The organism is Rugamonas rubra, from assembly GCF_900114705.1.
GTDB classification, from domain to species: domain Bacteria; phylum Pseudomonadota; class Gammaproteobacteria; order Burkholderiales; family Burkholderiaceae_D; genus Rugamonas; species Rugamonas rubra.
The window spans coordinates 91,267-113,390 of the sequence record NZ_FOTW01000024.1; the positions used below are offsets into that span (position 1 = coordinate 91,267).

Below are 22,124 nucleotides of genomic sequence, written 5' to 3' on the forward strand. Positions count from 1 at the left end.
GGCCTGGCCTGATCCTCTTGTTTAGTCCGCTCCCGATTTGCCGGACGGCGTGCTCGCGGCCGGCGCGGCGGCCGCTGCCGGCACCGTGGTGTCGGCCTTGGCGGCGCCCTCGACCGGGCCGCTGGACACGCCGGTGGCCGGCGCGGTGCCGCCACGGAAATCGGTGGCGTACCATCCGGTGCCCTTCAGCTGGAAACCGGCGGCGGTCAGTTGTTTCTTAAAGCTTGCCTTGCCACAGGTCGGGCAATCAGTCAGCTGCGGGTCGGAGATCTTTTGCAAGACATCCTTGGCAAAGCCACATTCCTCGCAGCGGTAAGCGTAGATCGGCATCTATTACTCCGCAAAAATCATCAAAAACCCTGAATTATAAAGCTTTTTCCCGGCCCATCGCGGTTTTCCGCTGGCCGGGAGGCCGGCACGCCACAGCGCGGCCACGCCGCCAGCGACGGCGTCAGCGGCGGCGCCAGACCAGCCAGCGCTCCTTGCCCTCGAACACGGCGATGGAGTCGGCCACGGCGGCGTCCTCGACGCAGTCGAAGTGCGGCGCCAGCAGCGCGTCCAGCTGTTCGCGGGCGATGCCGAACGGCGGGCCCTTGGCCACATTGTCGAAAAAGAAATAGCCGGCCAGCAGCGCGCCGGGCGCCAGCAACTCGGCCCAGCGTGCCGCCACCTGCGGCCACAGGGCGCGCGGCATGGCGCACAGGAAGGCGCGCTCGTAGATCAGTTGCAGCGGACCGGCCGGCTGCCAGGCGAAGAAGTCGGCCTCCACCACCCTGCCCGCCCACGGCCCGACGGCGGCCTTGGCGGCGGCCACCGCCGCCGGCGAGAAGTCGATGGCGGTGACGTCCCAGCCCGCCTCGGCCAGGCAGGCCAACTCGTAGGCCGAGCCGCAGCCGGGAATCAAGGTGCGCAGCGGCGCCGGCGCGGCGGCGACGAAGTCGCGCAGGGCCTGCGGCACGCCGCCCTTGTCCCAGGGGGTGAAGTTGCCGGCGAAGCGCTCGTCCCAGAAGGCGGGCTTGAGCGGGTCGCGCTCATTAAATTCTTGCATGTCTGCCGCCTTTGATTCAATTACTGCATGTGTTGCCAGCGCAGGTAGAGCTGGAAGCCGAGCACGCCGATGGCGAAGGCGCCGGCGAAATAGATCACCAGGCTGAGCAGGCGGTTGGTGCGCTGCTGCTCGACTATCAGCGTTTTGATCAGGTCGCTGTTGTCGGCCGGCCGCTCGCCGCCCTGCTCCAGCGCGCGGTGCAGCAGGCGCGGCAGTTGCGGCAGGATGTGGGTGTAGCGCGGCGCCTCGGCCTTCAGGCGCTGCCACATGCCCTGCCAGCCGACCTGCTCGGCCATCCAGTTTTCCAGGTAGGGCTTGGCGGTCTTCCACAGGTCGAGGTCGGGGTCGAGCTGGCGGCCCAGGCCTTCGATGTTGAGCAGGGTCTTTTGCAGCAACACCAGCTGCGGCTGCACCTCGACGTTGAAGCGGCGCGAGGTTTGGAACAGGCGCAGCAGGATCTGGCCGAAGGAGATGTCCTTCAGCGGCCGGTCGAAGATCGGCTCGCAGCAGGCGCGCACGGCCGATTCGAGCTCGTCGACGCGGGTCTCCTTGGGCGCCCAGCCGGACTCGATGTGGGCCTCGGCGACGCGCTTGTAGTCGCGGCGGAAGAAGGCCAGGAAGTTCTGCGACAGGTAGTCCTTGTCGAAGTCGTTCAGGGTGCCGACGATGCCGAAGTCGAGCGCGATGTAGCGGCCGAAGGTGGCCGGGTCGACCGACACCAAAATATTGCCAGGGTGCATGTCGGCGTGGAAGAAGCCGTCGCGGAACACCTGGGTGAAGAAGATCTCCACGCCGTCGCTCGACAGCTTTTTCAGGTCGACGCCGGCCGCCGCCAGCCGGTCGATCTGCGACACGGGAATGCCGTGCATGCGCTCCATGACGATCACGCTGCTCGAGCAATAGTCCCAGTACATCTCCGGCACCAGCAACAGGTCGGAGCCGGCGAAGTTGCGCCGCAGCTGGCTGGCGTTGGCCGCCTCGCGCATCAGGTCGAGCTCGTCGTGCAGGTACTTGTCGAACTCGGCCACCACCTCCTTCGGTTTCAGGCGCTTGCTGTCGGCCCAGATGCGGCCGATCAGCTCGGCGGCCAGGTGCATCAGCGCGACGTCCTCGTCGATCGACTTCTTCATGCCGGGGCGCAGCACCTTGACGGCCACTTGCTTGCCGTCCTTCAAGGTGGCGAAGTGCACCTGGGCGATCGAGGCCGAGGCCACCGGCGTGCGCTCGAACGAGGCGAACAGCTGGTCCGGGTGGGCGCCGAGCGACTTTTGGATCTGCGCGATGGCCAGGTCGGAGGGGAACGGCGGCACGCGGTCCTGCAGCTTGGCCAGCTCCTCGACCAGGTCGAGCGGGATCAGGTCGCGCCGGGTCGACAGCACCTGGCCGAACTTGACGAAGATCGGGCCGAGGTCCTCCAGCGCCATGCGCAGGCGCTCGCCGCGCGGCGCCGAGATGTCGCGCCAGAAGATGATGGTGTCGATCAGCTTGGCGGTGCGCGGCACCTTCAGGCCGGAGATGGCGATTTCGTCGAGGCCGTAACGGATGGCGACCCGCAGGATTTTCAGCAGGCGCAGGAATTTCAAGATCATTGAGGGTCCGTATCGAATTGCGAGAGGATGGCCTGGCGCGCGGCCAGCTTCTGTTCCAGCTTGGCCAGGCGCTTGGCGGCCCGTTCGACGTCGTCGCGCAGGCGCGCCACGTCGGCCGAGAAAGCGGCCACCACGGGCGGACGCAGCAGCATCGGCTGCTCGTCGAGGAAGTATTCGGCGACGTTCTCGGCCAGCTTCTGCTGGCCGGCCTTGATGGCGCCGAAGGCGGCCTTGGCGCCGGCCACCACGCGCACGGCGGCCACCGGGCCGATCACCTTCTCCAGGTCGTGCTCGGCCTCCCAGCGCAGCGATTTGCTCAGGCTGGAGATGGCGTTGGCGAACTCGGCGTCGCCGTCGATCTTGACGTAGGAAAAGGCGCGCTCGCGCTGTTGCAGGATCAGCGGCAGGTCGGACAGCTTGAGGCGGATGGTGACGGCGGCCTCCTGTTCGGCCGGGGCCGCCTGCAGCAGGCCGTCGCCGGCGACGCGCACACGCAGCGCCAGGCTGCCGGCGTCGACGCAGGCGACCTTGCCGGCGTGCAGCAGCAATTCCTGCCGCGCCCAGGGCTCCTGGGCCAGCAGGTGGTTGACGGTGGCGATGACGGGCGCGGCCGCGTCCGGAAGGGAGGGGAAAGGGGATGAATTCGGTGGTGTCATGCGTTCGCCGCTCAAAAAACAAAACCGCCCGGAAAGTGGGCGGTCTTGATCTTACCAGTTCGCCGGGCAATATCCCGGCGGCCTGGTCAAATTACCTGCACCCGCGCGTGTCAGGACAGTTGCTGGATACCGGCCAGCATCCAACCGCTGCCGCCGGACACCGGCTTGCTCAGGTTCCACACTTCCTGGAACGGTTCGGCGGCGGCCGTCGGCGCCGACTTGATCATGCCGGCGAACTTGACGCTGGCCAGGTACTCGTTGGCGGCCGTTTCGATGCCGAGCAGCTCGGCGTCGATGGTCACGACGTCGGTGAAGTCGGCCTGCGCGCCGCGCTCGCTGATCTGCATCTTCAGCTCGGCGAACACCTCGGGCGTGGTGAATTCACGGATGTCGGCGACGTCGCCCTTGTCCCAGGCCGCCTGCAGGCGGATGAAGTTGCTCTTGGCCACGCGCAGGAAGACCGGCGCGTCGAAGTCGGCCGGCACGCCCCACGGCGTGTGGGCGACCGGCTTGTCCAAGCCCGCACCCGACGAGACCGGTTGCAGCGGCGGCAGCGGCTCGTAGGCCTGGGCCGGCAGACGCGAGCCGATTTCCGGCGTGGCGTTGGCGCCGCCGAAGCCGCCGCCCATGCCGCCGCCGAAGGCGCTAGGCGCCAGCGGCGCGGCGTTGGCGCTGTTGCCAGCGTTGCGGTTGCGGATCATGCGGATGATGAAGAAGGCCGCGCCGGCCAGCAGGGCCAGCATGATGATCGAGCCGAACATGCTGCCCAGGGCGCCGCCCATGCCGAAGTGCGACAACAGGGCGCCCACGCCCAGACCGAGCAGCGCGCCGCCCAGAATGCCCTTCCAAGGGCTGGCCGGCTTGGGCGGGATGGCTGGCGCGGCCGGTGTCGGTGCCGGCGCGGCGGCCGGACGCGGCGCCTGTTGGGCCGGCGCTGGCGCGGTGCGGCTGACGTTGGACGACTGGCGGCCGATCGAGCGGCCACCGCCCATCGGACGGGCGATCGACTCGGCCATCATCGAAAAGGCGGACACGGCCAGCATGGCGCCGATCAGGATTTTCTTCATGTTCATGTTCTGTGCTTCCTAGAAGTGTCTTACAGTTTGATACCGGTGTGTAAAGCGGCCACACCTGCCGTCAGATTGTAATACTGTACATTTTCCAGGCCGGCGTCCTGCATCATCGTCTTCAGGGTTTCCTGGTCGGGGTGCATGCGGATCGACTCGGCCAGATAGCGGTAGCTCTCGGCGTCGCCGGCGATTTTTTGGCCCAACCACGGCAGCACCTGGAAGGAATACAGGTCGTATGGTTTTTGCAATGCCGCCGGCACCTTGGAGAACTCCAGCACCAGCAGCTTGCCGCCCGGTTTCAACACGCGGCGCATTTCCGCCAGCGCCTGGTCCTTGTGGGTCATGTTGCGCAGGCCGAAGGCGACGCTGACGCGGTCGAAATAGTTGTCCGGGAAGGGGAGTTTTTCCGCGTCACACAACAAGGTGGGGGTCAACAGGCCGCGATTCAAGAGGCGGTCGCGGCCGACGCGCAACATCGACTCGTTGATGTCGGTCAGCCACACCTCGCCGGTCGGGCCGGCCTGCTTGGCGAAGGCCTTGGCCAGGTCGCCGGTGCCGCCGGCAATGTCGAGCACCTTGAAGCCGGGACGCACGCCGGCGTGGGCGATGGTGAAGGTCTTCCACAAACGGTGCAGGCCGGCCGACATGAGATCGTTCATCACATCGTATTTGGCGGCGACGGAGTGGAAAACCTTGGCGACTTCGCGGACTTTGTCGTCTTCAGCGACGGTTTTGTAACCGAAATGAGTAGTGTTGGTCATATTGGGCGGCCTGTTAGTTTGCCAGCATTATACAAGCGGCCGCCCGGTAGAAGACGATGGATGTGAAACGGGGCGACGTATGTCATGCCGCGCGGTGCCGAGCTGGCGCGGCCGGGCGCGCTGGCGCTTGCGCGCGGCGCGCGCGCAGGGACGCGGCGCGCCTTTAGTGCTTGCCGCCGCAGCCGTGGGCCTTGGCCGGCGCCGTCAGCGTGGTGCCGGGTTCGCGGCCGCTGTCGCCGGCGAAGCCGGAGGCGTGCAGGCGCGCCAGGTAGTCTTGCCACAGCTGGGCCTGCTCGCTGCCCAGCTTGTACAGATAGTCCCAGCTGAACAGGCCGGTGTTGTGGCCGTCGCTGAAGGTCGGCTGCACCGCGTAGTTCCCGACCGGGTCGAGGGCGGTGATGCCGACCTCGCGCTTGCCGACCTGCAGCACCTCCTGGCCCTGGCCGTGGCCGCGCACCTCGGCCGACGGCGAGTACACGCGCAGCAGCTCGAAGGGAATGGCGAAGGAGGCGCCGTCGTCGAAGCTGACGTCGAGCAGGCGGGACTTGCTGTGCACGGTGAAGCCGGTGGGCAGCGGGCTGTTCTTGGAAATACTCATGGTGGGGATGCGGGCTTTGGTGGGTGAATTGATGGTGCCGGCGACGGCGAACTCCACCCCAGGCAGGGAACAGGGGTCTGACCCCATGTGGGGTCAGACCCCGATTTTACCGGGGTGGCTTGGCTTTCAAACCATTATCCGCCCAAACGCTCGATGATGTCGGCGTGCAGCTGCGGCAGCAGGGCGCGGCGCGCGGCCAGCACCTCGGGCAGCGAGCTGCGCTGGGCCGTGGCCCAGACCGGATGGGGGAAGTGGGCGTCGTCGAGGAAGCGCGGGATGACGTGCCAGTGCACGTGCGGCGTCATGTTGCCCAAGCTGGCCAGGTTGACCTTTTGCGGCTGCATGATCTCGCGCACGGCCAGCTCGACCTGCCACACCACGTCCATCACCCAGTGCCGCTCGCGCGGCAGCAGGTCGCTCATCTCCTTGACGTGGCCGTTCCACACCACGCGGCAAAAACCGGGGTACTCGGCCTCGTCGACGGCGAGCACCGTCAGCTGGCTGTCGCGCCAGATGACGGCGCCGCCGGCCTGGCCGGCGGCCTGCTCCAGCAACTGGCAGAGATCGCAGGCGGTCGTCATACCAGCACCCGCTCGATGCCGCCGCTGTTGGCCTTGGCGACGTAGTCGGGCAGCCAGTTCTCGCCCAGCAGGTGCTTGGCGATCTCGATGACGATGTAGTCGGCGGTGGTGCCGGCGTCCTCGCTGTAGCGCGACACGCCGCCCAGGCAGGCCGGGCAGCTGGTGAGGATCTTCACCTCGCCGGTGAAGCCGTCGGCGCGCAGCTTGTCGGCGCCCTTGATCATCTCCTCCTCCTTGCGGAAGCGGATCTGCGTCGAGATGTCGGGCCGCGACACGGCCAGTGTGCCGGCGTCGCCGCAGCAGCGGTCGTTCTTCTCGATCTTGACGTTGTCGATGGTGCTGATCAGCGAGTTGATGGTCTTGCCCGAGTCCTGCAGCTTCATCGGGTTGTGGCAAGGCTCGTGGTACATATAGCGGGTGCCGTTGACGCCCTCCAGCTTGACGCCCTTCTCCAGCAAATACTCATGGATGTCCATGATGCGGCAGCCGGGGAAGATCTTGTCGAACTCGTAGGTGGCCAGCTGGTCGTAGCAGGTGCCGCAGGAGACCAGCACGGTCTTGATGTCGAGATAGTTGAGCGTGTTGGCCATGCGGTGGAACAGCACGCGGTTGTCCGTCATCATCTTCTCGGCCTTGTCGAACTCGCCGTTGCCGCGCTGTGGATAGCCGCAGCACAGGTAGCCCGGCGGCAGCACGGTCTGCACGCCGACCTCCCACAACATCGCCTGGGTGGCCAGGCCGACCTGCGAGAACAGGCGCTCCGAGCCGCAGCCCGGGAAGTAGAACACCGCCTCGCTGTCGGCCGTGGTGGCGAGCGGATTGCGGATGATCGGGATGACCTTGTCGTCCTCGATGTCGAGCAGGGCGCGCGCGGTCTTCTTCGGCAGGTTGCCCGGCATCTTCTTGTTGATGAAGTGGATCACCTGCTCGCGCACCGGCGCCTTGCCGGTGGTCGGCTTGGGCGCCTTGGTCTGCTTCTTGGCGAACTTCTTGAGGATGTCGTGGCCCAGGTTCTGCGCCTTCATGCCCCATTCCAACATCACCTTGCGGTAGACGTTGATGGTGGTCGGATCGCTGGCGTTGAGGAAGAACATGGTGGCGGCGGCCATCGGCTTGAAGCTCTTCTTGTCCATCTTGCGCAGCAGGTTGCGCATGTTCATCGAGACGTCGCCGAAGTCGATGTTGACCGGGCACGGCGTCACACATTTGTGACAGACCGTGCAGTGGTCGGCGACGTCCTCGAACTCTTCCCAGTGCTTGATCGAAATGCCGCGCCGGGTCTGCTCCTCGTACAGGAAGGCCTCGATCAGCGACGAGGTCGCCAGGATCTTGTCGCGCGGCGAGTACAGCAGGTTGGCGCGCGGCACGTGGGTGGCGCAGACCGGTTTGCACTTGCCGCAGCGCAGGCAGTCCTTGACGCTGTCGGCGATGGCGCCGATGTCGCTCTGTTGCATGATCAGCGACTCGTGGCCCATCAGGCCGAACGACGGCGTGTAGGCGTTGCGCAGGTCGGCGCCCAGGCCCGGCAGGTTGAGCAGCTTGCCCTTGTTGAAGCGGCCCTCGGGATCGATGCGCTTCTTGTACTCGCGGAACTCGCTGATCTCGTCCTCGGTGAGGAACTCCAGCTTGGTGATGCCGATGCCGTGCTCGCCGGAAATGACGCCGTTGAGCGAACGGGCCAGCACCATGATGCGGGCGACGGCCTGGTGGGCGTCCTGCAGCATCGCGTAATTGTCCGAGTTGACCGGCAGGTTGGTGTGCACGTTGCCGTCGCCGGCGTGCATGTGCAGCGCGACGAAGACGCGGCCGCGCAGCACGCGCTGGTGGATCGCCGTGGCCTCGTCGAGAATCAGCTTGAAGGCGGCGCCGTTGAAGATCTGCCGCAGCTGGGCGCGGATCTCCTGCTTCCAGGTGATGCGCACGGTGCGGTCCTGCACCACGTCGAACAGGGTGGCGTCCGGCTGCGTTTCGAGGCGCTGGGCGAACACCGGCAGCAGGCGCTCCAGGCCCAGCTCGGCCAGGCGGGTTTGCGCCTGCGCCAGCGGCAGGTCCAGCCCGGTCAGCGTGTAGGTCCAGCGCGCCTGCACCTGCTCGAGCAGGGCCAGCGCCTGCTGCTCGCGGTCGCCGAGCATCTCGGCGTCGCCGACGCGGTCGTCGGAGACGTCCTCGCTCTTGCCCACCGGCAGGTTGCCGGCGGCGATGAAGTCGTGCAGCGCGGCGGCCAGTTGCAGCTTGTTCTTGATCGACAGCTCGATGTTGATGCGCTCGATGCCGTCGGTGTACTCGCCCATGCGGTTGAGCGGGATCACCACGTCCTCGTTGATCTTGAAGGCGTTGGTGTGCTTGGCGATGGCGGCGGTGCGGGCGCGGTCCAGCCAGAACTTCTTGCGCGCCTCGGCGCTGACGGCGACGAAGCCTTCGCCGACGCGGGTGTTGGCGATGCGCACCACTTCCGAGGCGGCCATGGCCACCGCGTTCTCGTCGTCGCCGACGATGTCGCCGAACAGCGCCATCTTCGGCAGCACGCCGCGTTTCGACTTGGTCGAGTAGCCGACCGCGCGCAGGTAGCGCTCGTCGAGGTGTTCAAGGCCGGCCAGGCGAATGGTCTTGAACTGCTCGCCCTTGGCCGGCAGGCCGTCCAGGTAGTCCTTGATCTCGACGATCGAAGGGATGGCGTCGCGCGCCTGGCCGAAGAACTCCAGGCAGACGGTGCGGGCGTGCTTGGGCATCTTGTGCAGGATCCAGCGGCCGGAGGTGATCAGGCCGTCGCAACCCTCCTTCTGGATGCCGGGCAGGCCGGACAGGAACTTGTCGGTGACGTCCTTGCCCAGGCCCTCCTTGCGGAACTTGCGGCCCTCGATGACCAGGGTCTCGGTCTTGAACGGCGCGTTCTTCTTGCTGGCGTCGCGGGTGTTCGGATGGGTCCATTCGAGCAGGAACTTGGCCACCGGCGCGTCGTGGATCTTCGACAGGTTGTGCTCCAGCCGGGTCACCTCGAGCCAGTCGCCGTTCGGGTCGACCATGCGCCAGGAGGCCAGGTTGTCCAGCGCGGTGCCCCACAGCACGGCCTTCTTGCCGCCCGCGTTCATGGCGATGTTGCCGCCGATGCAGGAGGCGTGCGCCGAGGTCGGGTCGACGGCGAAGACGAAGCCGGCCTTCTCGGCCGCCTCGGACACCTTGTTGGTGATCACGCCGGCGCCCGAGTAAATGGTGGCGTATTCGTGGTCCAGGCCGGGCAGCACGCGCATCTCGACCTGGCCCAGGTCGATCAGCTTCTCGGTGTTGATGACGGCCGACAGCGGCGTCAACGGCACGGCGCCGCCGGTGTAGCCGGTGCCGCCGCCGCGCGGGATGATGGTCAGCCCCAGCTCGATGCAGCCCTTGACCAGGCCGGCCATCTCGTCCTCGCTGTCCGGCGTCAACACCACGAACGGATACTCGACGCGCCAGTCGGTGGCGTCGGTGACGTGCGAGACGCGGGTCATGCCGTCGAAGCGGATGTTGTGTTTTTCGGTGTAGCGGCTGAGGATCTTGGTGGTGCGCTTGCGCAGGTCCCAGGTGGCGCGGAACTCGTCGCCGAAGTCGGCCACGGCCTTGCTGGCCGCCTTCAACAACTGCTCGACGTTGGCGCTGCGCTGGCGCGCCTGCTCGGCGTCGGCGCCCTCGCCGACGGCGTCGACCGACAGGCGGCGCTTGTCGACCTCGGCCAGGCGGTGGTGCAGCGCGTCGATCAACTCCTGGCGCCGCTTGGGGTTGTCCAGCATATCGTCCTGCAGGTAGGGATTGCGCCGCACCACCCAGATGTCGCCCAGCACCTCGTACAGCATGCGCGCCGAACGGCCGGTCTGGCGCGAGCCGCGCAGGGCGTCGAGCAGACTCCAAGAGTCCTCCCCCAACAGACGGATGACGATTTCGCGATCGGAAAACGACGTGTAGTTGTAGGGGATTTCGCGCAGACGGGTCGGCGCGGGACCGTGGGGCGTTTCCGCCAGCAATGCTTGGATTTGTGCGGGGGCGTTCATGTGAGATTGGACTTGTGGACTGGACCCTAAAGGGCCATTCTAGCTTATTGCGCCGCACCATGCGGGAACACCCTTAGCCGGCCTAAGGACTCTAGGCCGGCCATCGCGCCGAAATAAATTTGCCAAATTCGCGTTTCGTTGGCATATGCAGCCAAAAGCAATCATTCAAAGTGAATAATATTAATGGATTTGGCGATATATCGGAACGTCGTATGCAGGCCCATCATCCCAGCAAATGGCCGATCCGCTGCCACACGCCGTCCGGCACGTACAACAGCAGGGTGGTCATGGTTATGTAGCGCAACAGTTTGCCGCAGGCCATGTACAGCACGCTGGGCCAGAACGGCAGCTTGAGCCAGCCGGCCAGGGTGCACAGCGGATCGCCGATGCCGGGCAGCCAGGCCAGCAGCATGGTCTTGGCGCCGTAGCGGGCCAGCCAGGAAAACCAGCGGCTCTCGCGCTCGCGCGCGAAGGCCTGCTTGGCGCGGTAACCCATCCAATAGTCGACCACGCCGCCCAGGGTGTTGCCCAGGGTGGCGACGCCGATCACCGGCCAGAACAGCGCGGCGTTGGCCTTGACGACGGCGAACACGGCCGGCTCGGAGCCCAGCGGCAACAGGGTGGCGGAGATGAAGCTGATGAGGAAGACCGACGTCAGCCCCACCTCCGGCGCCGCCAGCAGGTGCAGCAGCCAGGCTATTGCGGATTCGATCATCGGTTTTTTGTGTAGGGCGAAAGGTGTCCATTATAATCAGACACACCCGTCGAGCGCACTCCGCACGTTCGACCTGTTCGGCCGCGCGCCCACCGGCGCCCGTCCAGCGCCTGCCGCCCCCGGTCACCAGCCGGTTAGAAGCATGTCTTCGCATCGCAAGTACCAGAAGTTGCACGTACCGCATCTGGCCCAGAACCACACTGTTTGCAGACCATGACTATCGACTATCTGAAGAAAATCCTGACCGCGCGCGTCTACGACGTCGCCACTGAGACCCCGCTGGAACTCGCGCCGACCCTGTCGCAGCGCTACGAGAACCGAATTTATTTCAAGCGCGAGGACATGCAGAGCGTGTTCAGCTTCAAGATTCGTGGCGCCTACAACAAGATGGCCCACCTCAGCGAGGCGCAGCGCAAGCGCGGCGTCATTTGCGCCTCGGCCGGCAACCACGCCCAGGGCGTGGCGCTGTCGGCGGCCAAGTTGGGCTGCCGCGCGCTGATCGTCATGCCGACCACCACGCCGCAGGTGAAGATCGACGCGGTCAAGGCGCGCGGCGGCGCCGACGTCGAGGTGGTGCTGCACGGCGAGTCCTACACCGACGCCTACAACCACGCGCTGACCCTGGAGAAGGAACAGAAGCTGACCTTCGTCCACCCCTTCGACGACCCCGACGTGATCGCCGGCCAGGGCACCATCGGCATGGAGATCCTGCGCCAGCACGCCGGGCCGATCCACGCCATCTTCGTCGCCATCGGCGGCGGCGGCCTGATCTCCGGCGTGGCCGCCTACGTCAAGCAGATCCGCCCCGACATCAAGATCATCGGCGTGCAGACGCTCGACTCCGACGCCATGGCGCGCAGCGTCAAGGCCGGCGAGCGGGTCACCCTGGCCGACGTCGGCCTGTTCTCCGACGGCACGGCGGTGCGCCTGGTCGGCGAGGAGACCTTCCGCCTGACCCAGCAATACGTGGACGACATCATCATCGTCGACACCGACGCCATCTGCGCCGCCATCAAGGACGTCTTCACCGACACCCGCTCCATCCTCGAGCCGGCCGGCGCGCTGGCCATCGCCGGCGCCAAGGCCTACATCGAGCGCGCCGCCTTGACCAAGAACCCGATCCAGCACGAGACCTTGATCACCATCGCCTGCGGCGCCAACATGAACTTCGACCGCCTGCGCTTCGTCGCCGAGCGGGCCGAGCTGGGCGAGTCGCGCGAGGCGGTGTTCGCCGTCACCCTGCCCGAGCAGCGCGGCAGCTTCAAGCGCTTCTGCTCGCTGGTGGGGCCGCGCAACGTGACCGAGTTCAACTACCGCATCAGCGACCAGGACCAGGCCCACGTCTTCGTCGGCATCCAGATCGCCGACCGCCACGAGTCCGGCGCGCTGGCCCGCCGCTTCGAGGAGAACGGCTTCAAGACGCTGGACCTGACCCACGACGAGCTGGCCAAGGCGCACATCCGCCACCTGGTCGGCGGCAAGAGCAGCCTGGCGCAGGACGAGCTGCTGTACCGCTTCGAGTTCCCCGAGCGGCCGGGCGCGCTGATGCGCTTCCTCGACAGCATGGCGCCGAACTGGAACATCTCGCTGTGCCACTACCGCAGCCAGGGCGGCGACGTCGGCCGCATCCTGATCGGCCTGCAGGTGCCGCCCGACGAGATGGACGCCTTCGCCCGCTTCCTCACCACCCTGGGCTACCGCTACTGGGACGAGACGGCCAACCCGGTCTACAAGCTGTTCCTCGGCTGAGCGGAGCCGAGCGCCGCCGGCACCGCCCCCGGCGCGGCGGCGCCGGCGGACGTCGGCGCGCGCGCGGCGGCCAGTTGCGCTACCATGCCGCCTTGTCCGAACTCATTCATCCCCCATCCCGCCATCATGACCAACACTGTCGACCTGTCGCCGCTAGGCAAAACCTCCGCATACCGCACCGATTACGCGCCGGAGCTGCTGTTCCCCATCCCGCGCCAGGGCAAGCGCGACGAGCTGGGCCTGAGCGGCACCCTGCCCTTCTTCGGCGTCGACATCTGGAACGCCTACGAGATCTCCTGGTTGAACGGGCGCGGCAAGCCGCAGGTGGCGATCGCCCGCATCACCGTGCCGGCCGACTCGCCCAACATCGTCGAGTCGAAGTCCTTCAAGCTGTACCTGAACTCCTTCAACCAGACCCGGCTCGACAGCGCCGAGGCGCTCAAGGCGCTGCTGCAAAAGGACTTGTCGCAGGGCTTCGGCGCCGCCGTGCACATCGCGCTCAGCCTGCCGGAGGAGTTCGAGCGGCTGAAAATGGGCGAGCTCGACGGCCTGCTGCTGGACCGCCTCGACATCGAAGTCGAGCACTACCACCCGGCGCCCGAACTGCTCAAGGCCAACTTCGACAACGGCCCGGTGGAGGAGAAGCTGGTGTCGCACCTGCTCAAGTCGAACTGCCTGGTGACCGGCCAGCCCGACTGGGCCAGCGTGCAGATCCACTACTACGGCCCGCAGATCGAGCAGGAAAGCCTGCTGCGCTACCTGATCGGTTTCCGCGAGCACAACGAGTTCCACGAGCAGTGCGTCGAGCGCATCTTCACCGACATCCTGCGCCAGTGCGCGCCGCAGCAGCTGGCGGTGTACGCCCGCTACACCCGGCGCGGCGGGCTCGACATCAACCCCTGGCGCAGCAACTTCAGCACGGCCACCCCGCCGCCCAACCTGCGCGGCGCGCGCCAATAGGCGCGCATGGCTGCGAATGCGCCGCAACCGGGTCGCAAACGCGCCGCCAACGCGCCCTGAACAGGCGGCAAGCCGGCCGGTTCTACGCCGATTCCGGCGCCGCCGCCTTGCGCCGGATCAAGCCGACGGTGCGTGTGGTTGATCTGGCTACAAGCCCGCGCTTGGAAATACATTTTCCAATCGGACAACACCACTTGAGCGTATGATGGTTGATGCGGCCACCTGGTGCCCAGCCCCCGCCCGGGGACCGCGAACCGGCGCCGGCCGGGCCGCGCTGCGGCACAGTCGGCAAAAACCGGGAAAAAATCGGCCAATATGGCGGCTGGATGCGAATAACCCGGTGTTTTTCCAATTTAGTGTCCGGAAATAGCGAATCGTCGCCATAATGCGTTTATTGCAATAATTCAGGCCGCCCCGGGCGCCCCATGGCGCGGCGTGGCGGGACGGCGGGCAACAGCGATTTCATGTTACAGGCTGCGCAAAGAAGCCTATAATTCTGCTCGCATGCCACCTTTTGTGCGTCGCACCATTTTATGTCGCGTTATGAACAACCTCAGCAAAATACTCTCTCTTGAAAACGTCCTGCTCGACTTGGAAGTGTCGAGCAAGAAGCGCGCCTTCGAGCAAGCCGGACTGATCTTCGAGAACAACTGCGGCATCGCCCGCTCCACCGTGTCGGACAACCTGTTCGCGCGGGAACGGCTGGGCTCGACGGGCCTGGGCCACGGCGTCGCCGTGCCGCACGGCCGCATCAAGGGCATGAAGAGCCTGAAGTCGCCGCTGGCCGCCTTCGTCCGCCTGGTCGAAGCTATCCCCTTCGAGTCGCCCGACGGCAAGCCGGTCAACCTGTTGTTCTTCCTGCTGATTCCCGACCACGTCACCCAGCAGCACCTGGAGATCCTGTCGGAGATCGCCGAGATGTTCTCGGACGACGCCTTCCGCACCGCCCTGGCTACCGATCCCGACCCCAAGTCGGTGCACACGCGCATCGTCAACTGGCTGCCCAGCCTGCAAGCCGCCGGCTGAGCCGGCACGCCATCCCCGCCACCGCCACCGCCGCGCCCTGCCGCGCCGGCGCCGGGTGGCTAGCAAGGCAAGATCGCCGGCCGCGGACGCATGAGGTACACTAGGGCTTACCGATCATTTCCGAGTAAAGACCACCGCCCATGCTGCAAACCCCGCTGACGATCCAAAGGCTCTATGACGACAATCGCGAGAGTTTGCAACTCGGCTGGTTCGCCGGCTTCCCCGGCGGCGAACGCCTGATCTCCGGCGACGTCGCCTCGGCGGCCGACCAGGTCGGCCACTTGAACACCATCCACCCGGGCCGCATCCAGGTCTTCGGGCACCAGGAAATCAACTACTACCAGCGCCTCAAGTCGCTCACCCGCACCCACGTGATCGGCGAGCTGATCGCCGGCGGGCCGCCGGCGCTGATCATCGCCCAGGGGCTCGAGACGCCGCCCGACATCCTCGCCATCTGCGACGAGAAGAACATCCCGCTGTTTTCCACGCCGCTGCCGGCGGCCCAGGTGATCGACTTCCTGCGCGTGTATTTGTCGAAGAAGCTGGCGCAGCGCATCATCATGCACGGCGTGTTCATGGACGTGCTGGGCGTGGGCGTGCTGATCACCGGCGACTCCGGGCTCGGCAAGAGCGAGCTGGGGCTGGAGCTGATCTCGCGCAGCCACGGCCTGGTGGCCGACGACGCCGTCGAGTTCTCGCGCATCGCGCCGAACATGATCGAGGGACGCTGCCCGGCGCTGCTGCAAAATCTGCTGGAGGTGCGCGGCCTGGGCCTGCTCGACATCAAGGCCATCTTCGGCGAGACGGCGGTGCGGCGCAAGATGCGGCTCAAGCTGATCGTCCACCTGGTGCGGCGCAGCGCGCTCGAGGAGGAGGTCGAACGGCTGCCGTTCCAGTTCCCCACCGAGGACGTGCTCGGCCTGCCGGTGCGCAAGGTGGTGATCCCGGTCGCCGCCGGCCGCAACATCGCCGTGCTGCTCGAAGCCGCCGTGCGCAACACCATCCTGCAACTGCGCGGCATCGACACGCTGCAAGAGTTCATGGAACGGCAGCGCCAAGCCATGAGCGGCGACTGAATGCTGCCAAGGAGCCGCGCCTTGCAAGGCGCGACCGTTCCGCAGGAGTGGGGCGGTGCCCCACGAAACCCCTGCTACACCAACGCCAAGCCATGAGCGGCGACTAAGCCCCCGGCTTTGCTCCTGCGGCTTTGCGCACGCGCCGCCGGCTTGCGGTATCATCGACACCTATGCGCATCGTACTTCTCACCGGTATCTCCGGCTCCGGCAAATCGGTAGCCCTCAACGTCCTGGAAGACTCGGGATATTATTGCGTCGATAATTTGCCGCCCGCCCTGCTCGCCAGCCTGGTCACCACGCTGGTCGACGAGGGCCTGCAGGCGCTGGCCGTGGCGGTCGACGCGCGCAGCGCCGCTTCGCTGGCCAGCCTGCCGGGCGACGTGCTCACGCTGAAGGAACAGGGCCACGACGTCAAGGTCGTCTTCCTGACCGCCAACACGCACTCGCTGGTGGCGCGCTTTTCCGAAACGCGGCGCAGCCATCCGCTGTCGCACGAGCTGCGCCCGGGGCAGAATCCGGCGGCGCGCCGCACCCTGATCGAATGCATCCTGGAGGAGCGCGAGCGCTTGTCGGCGATCGAGCAGCTGGGCCATGTGATCGACACCTCCGAGCTGAGCGCCAACAAGCTGCGCGCCTGGGTCAAGGACCTGGTGGCCTCGGAGCGCGCGCCGCTGACGCTGTTCTTCGAATCGTTCGCCTTCAAGCTGGGCGTGCCGCTCGACGCCGACTTCGTCTTCGACGTGCGGGCCCTGCCCAACCCCTACTACGACCTGGCGCTGCGCCCGCTCAACGGCCGCGACGCGCCGGTGATCGCCTTCCTCGACGCGCAACCAAGCGCCAACGAACTGCTGACCGACATCCGCGTCTTCATCGAAAAATGGCTGCCCTCGTTCAAGACCGACAACCGCAGCTATCTGACGGTGGCGCTCGGCTGCACCGGCGGCCAGCACCGCTCGGTCTACATGGCCGAGCGGCTGGCGCAGTACTTCCACGCCAGCGAGCGCGTGGTGCTGCGCCACCGCGAACAGAGCTGATCCCTGGCCTGCTGGCCTAGGCCGGCGTGCCGACATCCGCAAAGAATTTTTTACCCCGCAAAGCACCAGGCGCGGGGTCTGACCCCGCACGGGGTCAGACCCCTGGCTTGCGGCTTGCGCCGCTTCACTACGCCAAGTGGCGCAGCGGGTGCGCGTAGTCGGGCCAGACCGGCGCGAAGAAGCGCTCGACCATTTCCGCCGTCACCTCGGCCAGCGCGGCCGGCTTCCAGCGCGGCGCGTTGTCCTTGTCGATCACCAGCGCGCGCACGCCCTCCAACACCTCGCCGTCCTCGAAGTTGTGGCGCACCAGCGTGCGCTCCATGCGCAGGCAGCCGGCCACGTCGAGCGCGGCGCCACGGCGCAGCAGCTCGTGGGTGACGGCCATCATCAGCGGCGAGCGCGTGGCCATCGCCTTCAGCGCCTTTTGCGCGAAGGCGCCCTCGTCCGCCGCCAGCGAGGCCATGATGGCGGCCACCGAGCCGGCGCCGAAATGGCGGTCGATCGTGGCGCGCTCGGCCTGCAACACGCTGCCCCCTGCCGAGGCCTGGAACGGCGCCACAAAGGCCGCGACGGCCTGGCGCAGCTGCGCCCCAGGGGTGGCCTCGATCAGCGCCGCCAGGGCCGCCATGTCGGCCCCGGGCACGAAGTAGTCGGCCAGGCCGCTGTAGAGCGCGTCGGCGGCGACTATGGTCAGCCCGGTCAGCCCCAGGTAGTTGCCCAGCTGGCCGGGCGCGCGCGACAGGAAGTAGCTGCCGCCGACGTCCGGGAACAGACCGATGTTGACCTCCGGCATGGCCATTTTCGTGCGCTCGGTGACGATGCGCAGGCGGCAGTCGGGCCCGCCCTGGGCCACGCCCATGCCGCCGCCCATCACCACGCCGTCCATCAGCGCGATATAGGGCTTGGGGTAGAAGTGGATCAGGTGGTTGAGCGCGTACTCCTCGGTGAAGAAGTCCTCCAGCTGGGCGCTGCCGCCCTGCACGCCGGCGCGGCCGACGTCGTAGAAGAAGCGGATGTCGCCGCCGGCGCAGAAGGCCTTCTCGCTGCTGCTGCGGATCACCACGGCGTCGACGCCGGCGTCGTCGCGCCAGGCCTGCAGGGCGGCGGCCAGGTCGCGCACCATCGCCAGCGACAGGGAGTTGAGCGCCTTCGGACGGTCGAGGGTGATGAAGCCGGTGCGGTTGCTGACGCTGCTGTGGACGAATTCGCTCATGTGGCTGGACGGTGGTGGTGGATGGAGCGGCTATTTTAGCGCGGCCGGCGGGTTTGCGGCGGGCGCAAAAAAGGGCGCCTGGAGCGCCCTTTGTTGGATGGTGGCGGGACCGCTTAAGCGGTGGCGGCCGGTTCAAAAGTGTCCGGCAGATGCTTGATGGCATCGTGGCCGTGCTCTTGCACTTTTGCTTTGTACTTCATGACCTGGCGGTCCAGTTTGTCGATCAGGGTGTCGATCGCCGCGTACAGGTCTTGCGACAGGCTTTCCACGTAGACGGTCTTGCCGGACATACGCAGGTTGATTTCGGCCTTTTGGCGTTTATCTTTCTCAGTCAGGTTATCTACGGTCAGGATGACAGCAATATCAATCACTTGATCGAAGTGGCGTTTGACCCGTTCCAGCTTGTTCTGCACGTATTCGCGAATCGCTGGTGTCACTTCGAGATGATGTCCACTGATGGTGAGATTCATACACACTCCTAGAGATGATGTCGCTTACGGTTAGTGCCTTGCCCTTTGCCGCCGGGCACGCAGGAACCAACAAAACTACAAAGACTTGCGGAGACTGACTGGCGGGATTTTCAACGCTTCGCGATATTTGGCAACAGTGCGTCGCGCAATCACCATGCCTTGTTCTCCCAGCATGTCCGCAATCTTACTGTCGGATAAAGGATTTTTAGGGTCTTCTGCTCCTGTGAGTTGCACAATCAGCGCCCGGATCGCCGTCGAGGAAGCTTCCCCCCCCGCTTCGGTGGCGACATGGCTGCCAAAGAAGTACTTCAACTCAAACATGCCATGCGGGGTCAGCATGTATTTCTGAGTTGTTACCCGAGAAATAGTACTCTCGTGTAAACCCAGTGTATCAGCTATTTCGCGGAGCACAAGGGGGCGCATGGCAACGGCGCCATGCGAGAAAAAATTCTTTTGTCGTTCTACTATCGCCTCGGCGACGCGCAGGATGGTGTCGAAGCGCTGGCGCATGTTCTTGATCAACCACTTGGCCTCTTGCAACTGGGCGCCCATCTGGCCCTCGCCCTTGCCCTGCTTGAGCAGGTTGGCGTACATGGCGTTGACGCGCAGGCGCGGCATGACGTCGTTGTTCAGGCTGACCTGCCAGCCGTTGCGCGACTTCTTCACCACCACGTCCGGCACGACGAAGTCGGAGACGTCGGCGGCGAAGGCGGCGCCGGGGTGCGGGTTGCACTGGCGGATCACCGTCTGCGCCTCGCGCAGGTCCTCGTCGTCGCACACCAGGGCCTTCTTCAGCTTGTTGAAGTCGCGCTGGGCGAACCAGGTCAGGTGCTGCTCGACGATGGTCAGCGCCATGCGCCGCGTCACCAACGGAATGTGCGGCAGGCGCTTGATCTGCAGCGCCAGGCACTCGGAGGCGTTGCGCGCGCCGACCCCGGCCGGATCAAAGCTCTGCAGCAGCGACAAGGCGGTCTGCAATTCCTCGCACTCGATCTCCAGCTCGGCGGGGATGCGCGCGAAGATCTCGTCGAGCGGGTCCTCCAGGTAGCCGTTCTCGTCGAGCGCGTCGATGATCAGTTCGACCAGGGCGCGGTCGCGCGACTCGTGGACGGTGACGCGCATCTGCTCCATCAGGTGCTCGCGCAGCGTGCAGTGGCTGGCCTCGAGCTGCGGCCGCGAGTCCTCGTCGTCGGGCGCCTTGCCACGGCCGGCGTCGCTCCAGTCCATGTCGGCCTCGCCGCTGCGGTCGTTGTCGGCGGCCTCGAAGTTGTCCGCCTCGGCCGGCGCGGCGGCGGCGTCCTGCGGCTGCTGCGGCGGCCCCTCGGCGCTCGCCTCGGCGGGCGCCGACTGCTGGCTGATGGCGCCGTCGCCCAGCAGGCGCAGCGAATGGTCGAGCGGGTCGTCGAGGCGTTCGAGCAGGGGGTTGTCGGTCAGCAGCTGTTCCAGCTCTTGGTGCAATTCCAGCGTGGACAACTGCAGCAGGCGGATCGACTGCTGCAGTTGCGGCGTAAGCGCGAGGTGCTGCGAGGTGCGCAGCTGCAGGGACTGTTTCATGTTTACATGCGGAAGTGTTCACCCAGATACACGCGACGCACCGATTCGTTGGCGATGATGTCGTCTGGCCGGCCTGACGCCAATACCGTGCCCTGGTTGATGATGTAGGCGCGGTCGCAGATGCCCAGCGTCTCGCGCACATTGTGATCGGTGATCAAGACGCCGATGCCGCGTTCCTTGAGGAAGCGCACGATGCGCTGGATCTCAATGACGGCGATCGGGTCGACCCCGGCGAAAGGTTCGTCGAGCAGCACGAAGCGCGGATTGGTGGCCAGGGCGCGGGCGATCTCCACCCGCCGGCGTTCGCCGCCGGACAGCGACAGCGCCTGGTTCTCGCGCAGCTTCTCGATTTGCAATTCGGCCAGGAGGGTATCCAGCCGTTCATCAATTTGCGCCTTGGATAAAGGCTTGCCGTCGACCTGCTGGATTTCCAGCACGGCGCGGATGTTTTCCTCCACGGTCAGCTTGCGGAACACCGAAGCCTCCTGCGGCAGGTAGGACAGGCCGAGCATGGCGCGGCGGTGGATCGGCAGGCTCGAGATGTCGACCCCGCTGATGTCGATGCTGCCGGCGTCCGACGGCACCAGGCCGACGATCATGTAGAAGGAGGTGGTCTTGCCGGCGCCGTTGGGGCCGAGCAGGCCGACCACCTCGCCGCACTCGACCTGCAGCGAGACGTCGTGCACCACCTGGCGCTTGCCGTAGCTCTTTTGCAGGCCGCGCACGATCAGCGTGCTGCCGCAGCGCTTCGCCTCCATTATTTCACCGCCGGCGTGCTGGCGGCCGGCGCGGCGTTGACGCCGCTCGGCTGGATCACCATGGTGCCACGGCCGGCGCCCGGCTTGCTGTCGCCGGTCGGCGTGTTCTTCACGCTGAAGAACTCCTTGCGGCTGTCGTAGGAGATGAACTCGCCCTCGACCACGTCGCCCGGCTTGCTGCCCTCGATGCGCTTGACGCGGGCCTTGGAGAACAGCTTGACCAGCTCGATCTTGCCGTCGTATTCGATGCGCTCGGCCTCGCCCTCGACCCACTGGTCGCCGGCGCCGTCGCGCTTCTGGCGGAAGGTGGCCGGCACGCCGGCGACGCTGGTCAGGGTGGCGTACTGGTAGCCCTCGGGCGACTGCGTGACGACCGCCTTGGCGGCCTTCATCAGCAGGGTGCCGCGGGTCAGCACGACGTTGCCGGTGAAGGTCTGGATCTGCTTGACGTCGTCGATGTCGACGTTGTCGAACTTGATCTCGGTGGGCTTGCTGGAGTCGGCCTTTTCCGCCAGCGCCGGGACTGCGGCGCCGAGCAACAGCAGGGCCGAGAGGAGTAGTTTGTTCATCGTGGTTCCGTTCTGTCAGTGTTGCAATCAGTGTGTTGGGCGCAGGCCCTATTTCAGCGGCGGCGCCGGCGCGCCGCGCGGCGGCAACAGCAGTTGGCCGCGGCCGCCCAGCTGGACCTGGCGCGTGGCGTTGTTGGCGCGCATGCCGACACCGTTGGCCGTGGCGTTGCCCAAGCTCAGCGCCACCGGCAGCGCCGTCTCCATCGTGTCGTCGTCGGGGAACACGGTCAGCGACTCGGTCTTCAACCGCATCGCGCGGCTGGCGGCCGAGGCGCTGCGCTCGACGTTGACGTCGCCGTCGAGGCGCACCCGGCTGTTGTTCCGGTCGACCCGGCCGCGCGCCGCGTGCATCTGCATGGGCGGCTGCCGGCCCGGCTCCTTGCCGGCCAGGCTGCGCACCACCGGCAGCTCGATGTCGGACGAGTCGTCGAGCGGCAGGTGGGTCAGCTTGTCGCCGGAGATGATGTAGCTGGGCTGGCCGGCCTGGTTCATGCGCACGAAGCTGAAGTGCTCGATGATGTAGTCGGGCTCGTTGCGATGGCGGTCGGCCTGCATCTCCTGGCCGCTCTGGTTCATCAGCTCGACCAGCCAGAAGGTGCCCAGCGCCACCAGCACGAACAACAGCATGGTGAGCGACAGGCGCCAGCGGTGGGCGGTTTTTTTGCGCATGCTCGC

Annotated in this window: 21 protein-coding genes; 5 read left to right on the forward strand and 16 right to left on the reverse strand. The window is 66.3% G+C overall.

All coding sequences use genetic code 11. The annotated features are described in order from the left end of the window. Window positions 1–21: 21 nt before the first annotated feature. The 10 genes from BM252_RS23120 to BM252_RS23165 form a co-directional block, all read right to left on the reverse strand. Window positions 22–330, reverse strand: coding sequence for an FmdB family zinc ribbon protein (locus tag BM252_RS23120; RefSeq protein ID WP_093390030.1), 309 nt, complete (start codon window positions 328–330; stop codon window positions 22–24). A 121-nt stretch (window positions 331–451) separates the two neighbouring features. Next, a complete protein-coding gene (locus BM252_RS23125; protein WP_093390031.1) occupies window positions 452–1,048 on the reverse strand; it encodes a methyltransferase domain-containing protein in 597 nt (198 codons plus the stop codon). Between the two features lie 20 nt (window positions 1,049–1,068). Next, window positions 1,069–2,637, reverse strand: a complete 1,569-nt coding sequence (gene ubiB / locus BM252_RS23130) for a ubiquinone biosynthesis regulatory protein kinase UbiB (RefSeq protein WP_093390032.1) — start codon at window positions 2,635–2,637, stop codon at window positions 1,069–1,071. Next, window positions 2,634–3,293, reverse strand: coding sequence for a ubiquinone biosynthesis accessory factor UbiJ (locus BM252_RS23135; protein WP_093390066.1), 660 nt, complete (start codon window positions 3,291–3,293; stop codon window positions 2,634–2,636). The genes ubiB and BM252_RS23135 overlap by 4 nt, the downstream gene beginning before the upstream one ends. Window positions 3,294–3,403: 110 nt before the next feature. Continuing rightward, entirely contained in the window at window positions 3,404–4,366 is a 963-nt protein-coding gene (locus tag BM252_RS23140) for a Tim44 domain-containing protein (protein ID WP_093390033.1), read from the reverse strand. A gap of 23 nt (window positions 4,367–4,389) precedes the next feature. After that, the gene (ubiE, locus tag BM252_RS23145) at window positions 4,390–5,124 is read right to left on the reverse strand and encodes a bifunctional demethylmenaquinone methyltransferase/2-methoxy-6-polyprenyl-1,4-benzoquinol methylase UbiE (protein ID WP_093390034.1); all 735 of its coding nucleotides are present in this window, start codon (window positions 5,122–5,124) and stop codon (window positions 4,390–4,392) included. Window positions 5,125–5,287: 163 nt separating this feature from the next. Beyond that, window positions 5,288–5,722, reverse strand: a complete 435-nt coding sequence (locus BM252_RS23150; RefSeq protein WP_093390067.1) for a gamma-butyrobetaine hydroxylase family protein — start codon at window positions 5,720–5,722, stop codon at window positions 5,288–5,290. Window positions 5,723–5,856: 134 nt separating this feature from the next. Next, window positions 5,857–6,303, reverse strand: a complete 447-nt coding sequence (locus BM252_RS23155) for an HIT family protein (RefSeq protein WP_093390035.1) — start codon at window positions 6,301–6,303, stop codon at window positions 5,857–5,859. Further along, window positions 6,300–10,325 (reverse strand): FAD/FMN-binding oxidoreductase, encoded by a 4,026-nt coding sequence (locus BM252_RS23160; protein ID WP_093390036.1) that lies wholly within the window; start codon window positions 10,323–10,325, stop codon window positions 6,300–6,302. The genes BM252_RS23155 and BM252_RS23160 overlap by 4 nt, the downstream gene beginning before the upstream one ends. 223 nt (window positions 10,326–10,548) lie before the next feature. Continuing rightward, window positions 10,549–11,040 (reverse strand): YqaA family protein, encoded by a 492-nt coding sequence (locus BM252_RS23165; RefSeq protein ID WP_093390037.1) that lies wholly within the window; start codon window positions 11,038–11,040, stop codon window positions 10,549–10,551. A 213-nt stretch (window positions 11,041–11,253) separates the two neighbouring features. Here BM252_RS23165 and ilvA point away from each other — a divergent pair, with 213 nt between their 5' ends. From ilvA to rapZ, 5 genes are all read left to right on the forward strand, one after another. Beyond that, window positions 11,254–12,789, forward strand: a complete 1,536-nt coding sequence (ilvA, locus tag BM252_RS23170; protein WP_093390068.1) for a threonine ammonia-lyase, biosynthetic — start codon at window positions 11,254–11,256, stop codon at window positions 12,787–12,789. A 126-nt stretch (window positions 12,790–12,915) separates the two neighbouring features. Beyond that, window positions 12,916–13,749 (forward strand): NADPH-dependent 7-cyano-7-deazaguanine reductase QueF, encoded by an 834-nt coding sequence (gene queF, locus BM252_RS23175; RefSeq protein ID WP_093390038.1) that lies wholly within the window; start codon window positions 12,916–12,918, stop codon window positions 13,747–13,749. 543 nt (window positions 13,750–14,292) lie between these two features. Next, a complete protein-coding gene (locus BM252_RS23180) occupies window positions 14,293–14,775 on the forward strand; it encodes a PTS sugar transporter subunit IIA (RefSeq protein ID WP_093390039.1) in 483 nt (160 codons plus the stop codon). 140 nt (window positions 14,776–14,915) lie between these two features. Continuing rightward, window positions 14,916–15,851, forward strand: coding sequence for an HPr(Ser) kinase/phosphatase (hprK, locus tag BM252_RS23185; RefSeq protein WP_093390040.1), 936 nt, complete (start codon window positions 14,916–14,918; stop codon window positions 15,849–15,851). A 170-nt stretch (window positions 15,852–16,021) separates the two neighbouring features. Continuing rightward, on the forward strand, window positions 16,022–16,885 hold the full coding sequence (gene rapZ / locus BM252_RS23190) for an RNase adapter RapZ (RefSeq protein ID WP_093390041.1): 864 nt from the start codon (window positions 16,022–16,024) through the stop codon (window positions 16,883–16,885). 127 nt (window positions 16,886–17,012) lie between these two features. On the opposite strand, the gene BM252_RS23195 is transcribed toward rapZ, so the two are convergent. The 6 genes from BM252_RS23195 to lptC all read right to left on the reverse strand — a co-directional run bounded on the left by BM252_RS23195 (window position 17,013) and on the right by lptC (window position 22,118). Then, window positions 17,013–18,098, reverse strand: a complete 1,086-nt coding sequence (locus BM252_RS23195) for an enoyl-CoA hydratase/isomerase family protein (RefSeq protein WP_093390042.1) — start codon at window positions 18,096–18,098, stop codon at window positions 17,013–17,015. 113 nt (window positions 18,099–18,211) lie between these two features. Continuing rightward, window positions 18,212–18,568 (reverse strand): ribosome hibernation-promoting factor, HPF/YfiA family, encoded by a 357-nt coding sequence (gene hpf, locus BM252_RS23200; protein ID WP_093390043.1) that lies wholly within the window; start codon window positions 18,566–18,568, stop codon window positions 18,212–18,214. Between the two features lie 75 nt (window positions 18,569–18,643). Continuing rightward, window positions 18,644–20,122: an RNA polymerase factor sigma-54 gene (locus BM252_RS23205; RefSeq protein WP_093390044.1), complete on the reverse strand. Its 1,479-nt coding sequence runs from the start codon at window positions 20,120–20,122 to the stop codon at window positions 18,644–18,646. Window positions 20,123–20,124: 2 nt separating this feature from the next. Then, window positions 20,125–20,880 (reverse strand): LPS export ABC transporter ATP-binding protein, encoded by a 756-nt coding sequence (lptB, locus tag BM252_RS23210; RefSeq protein ID WP_093390045.1) that lies wholly within the window; start codon window positions 20,878–20,880, stop codon window positions 20,125–20,127. After that, window positions 20,880–21,449 carry a lipopolysaccharide transport periplasmic protein LptA gene (gene lptA, locus BM252_RS23215; protein WP_093390046.1) on the reverse strand — a complete coding sequence of 190 codons (570 nt, stop codon included), beginning with the start codon at window positions 21,447–21,449 and terminating at the stop codon, window positions 20,880–20,882. Before lptA ends, lptB begins: the two co-directional genes overlap by 1 nt. 48 nt (window positions 21,450–21,497) lie before the next feature. Next, the gene (gene lptC, locus BM252_RS23220; protein WP_093390047.1) at window positions 21,498–22,118 is read right to left on the reverse strand and encodes an LPS export ABC transporter periplasmic protein LptC; all 621 of its coding nucleotides are present in this window, start codon (window positions 22,116–22,118) and stop codon (window positions 21,498–21,500) included. Window positions 22,119–22,124: the final 6 nt, after the last annotated feature.

Coding starts and splice junctions, on each gene's coding strand:
- BM252_RS23120 (WP_093390030.1), bottom strand. CDS start 330: ATGCCGATCTACGCTTACCGCTGCGAGGAATGTGGCTTTGCCAAGGAT.
- BM252_RS23125 (WP_093390031.1), bottom strand. CDS start 1,048: ATGCAAGAATTTAATGAGCGCGACCCGCTCAAGCCCGCCTTCTGGGAC.
- ubiB (WP_093390032.1), bottom strand. CDS start 2,637: ATGATCTTGAAATTCCTGCGCCTGCTGAAAATCCTGCGGGTCGCCATC.
- BM252_RS23135 (WP_093390066.1), bottom strand. CDS start 3,293: ATGACACCACCGAATTCATCCCCTTTCCCCTCCCTTCCGGACGCGGCC.
- BM252_RS23140 (WP_093390033.1), bottom strand. CDS start 4,366: ATGAACATGAAGAAAATCCTGATCGGCGCCATGCTGGCCGTGTCCGCC.
- ubiE (WP_093390034.1), bottom strand. CDS start 5,124: ATGACCAACACTACTCATTTCGGTTACAAAACCGTCGCTGAAGACGAC.
- BM252_RS23150 (WP_093390067.1), bottom strand. CDS start 5,722: ATGAGTATTTCCAAGAACAGCCCGCTGCCCACCGGCTTCACCGTGCAC.
- BM252_RS23155 (WP_093390035.1), bottom strand. CDS start 6,303: ATGACGACCGCCTGCGATCTCTGCCAGTTGCTGGAGCAGGCCGCCGGC.
- BM252_RS23160 (WP_093390036.1), bottom strand. CDS start 10,325: ATGAACGCCCCCGCACAAATCCAAGCATTGCTGGCGGAAACGCCCCAC.
- BM252_RS23165 (WP_093390037.1), bottom strand. CDS start 11,040: ATGATCGAATCCGCAATAGCCTGGCTGCTGCACCTGCTGGCGGCGCCG.
- ilvA (WP_093390068.1), top strand. CDS start 11,254: ATGACTATCGACTATCTGAAGAAAATCCTGACCGCGCGCGTCTACGAC.
- queF (WP_093390038.1), top strand. CDS start 12,916: ATGACCAACACTGTCGACCTGTCGCCGCTAGGCAAAACCTCCGCATAC.
- BM252_RS23180 (WP_093390039.1), top strand. CDS start 14,293: ATGAACAACCTCAGCAAAATACTCTCTCTTGAAAACGTCCTGCTCGAC.
- hprK (WP_093390040.1), top strand. CDS start 14,916: ATGCTGCAAACCCCGCTGACGATCCAAAGGCTCTATGACGACAATCGC.
- rapZ (WP_093390041.1), top strand. CDS start 16,022: ATGCGCATCGTACTTCTCACCGGTATCTCCGGCTCCGGCAAATCGGTA.
- BM252_RS23195 (WP_093390042.1), bottom strand. CDS start 18,098: ATGAGCGAATTCGTCCACAGCAGCGTCAGCAACCGCACCGGCTTCATC.
- hpf (WP_093390043.1), bottom strand. CDS start 18,568: ATGAATCTCACCATCAGTGGACATCATCTCGAAGTGACACCAGCGATT.
- BM252_RS23205 (WP_093390044.1), bottom strand. CDS start 20,122: ATGAAACAGTCCCTGCAGCTGCGCACCTCGCAGCACCTCGCGCTTACG.
- lptB (WP_093390045.1), bottom strand. CDS start 20,880: ATGGAGGCGAAGCGCTGCGGCAGCACGCTGATCGTGCGCGGCCTGCAA.
- lptA (WP_093390046.1), bottom strand. CDS start 21,449: ATGAACAAACTACTCCTCTCGGCCCTGCTGTTGCTCGGCGCCGCAGTC.
- lptC (WP_093390047.1), bottom strand. CDS start 22,118: ATGCGCAAAAAAACCGCCCACCGCTGGCGCCTGTCGCTCACCATGCTG.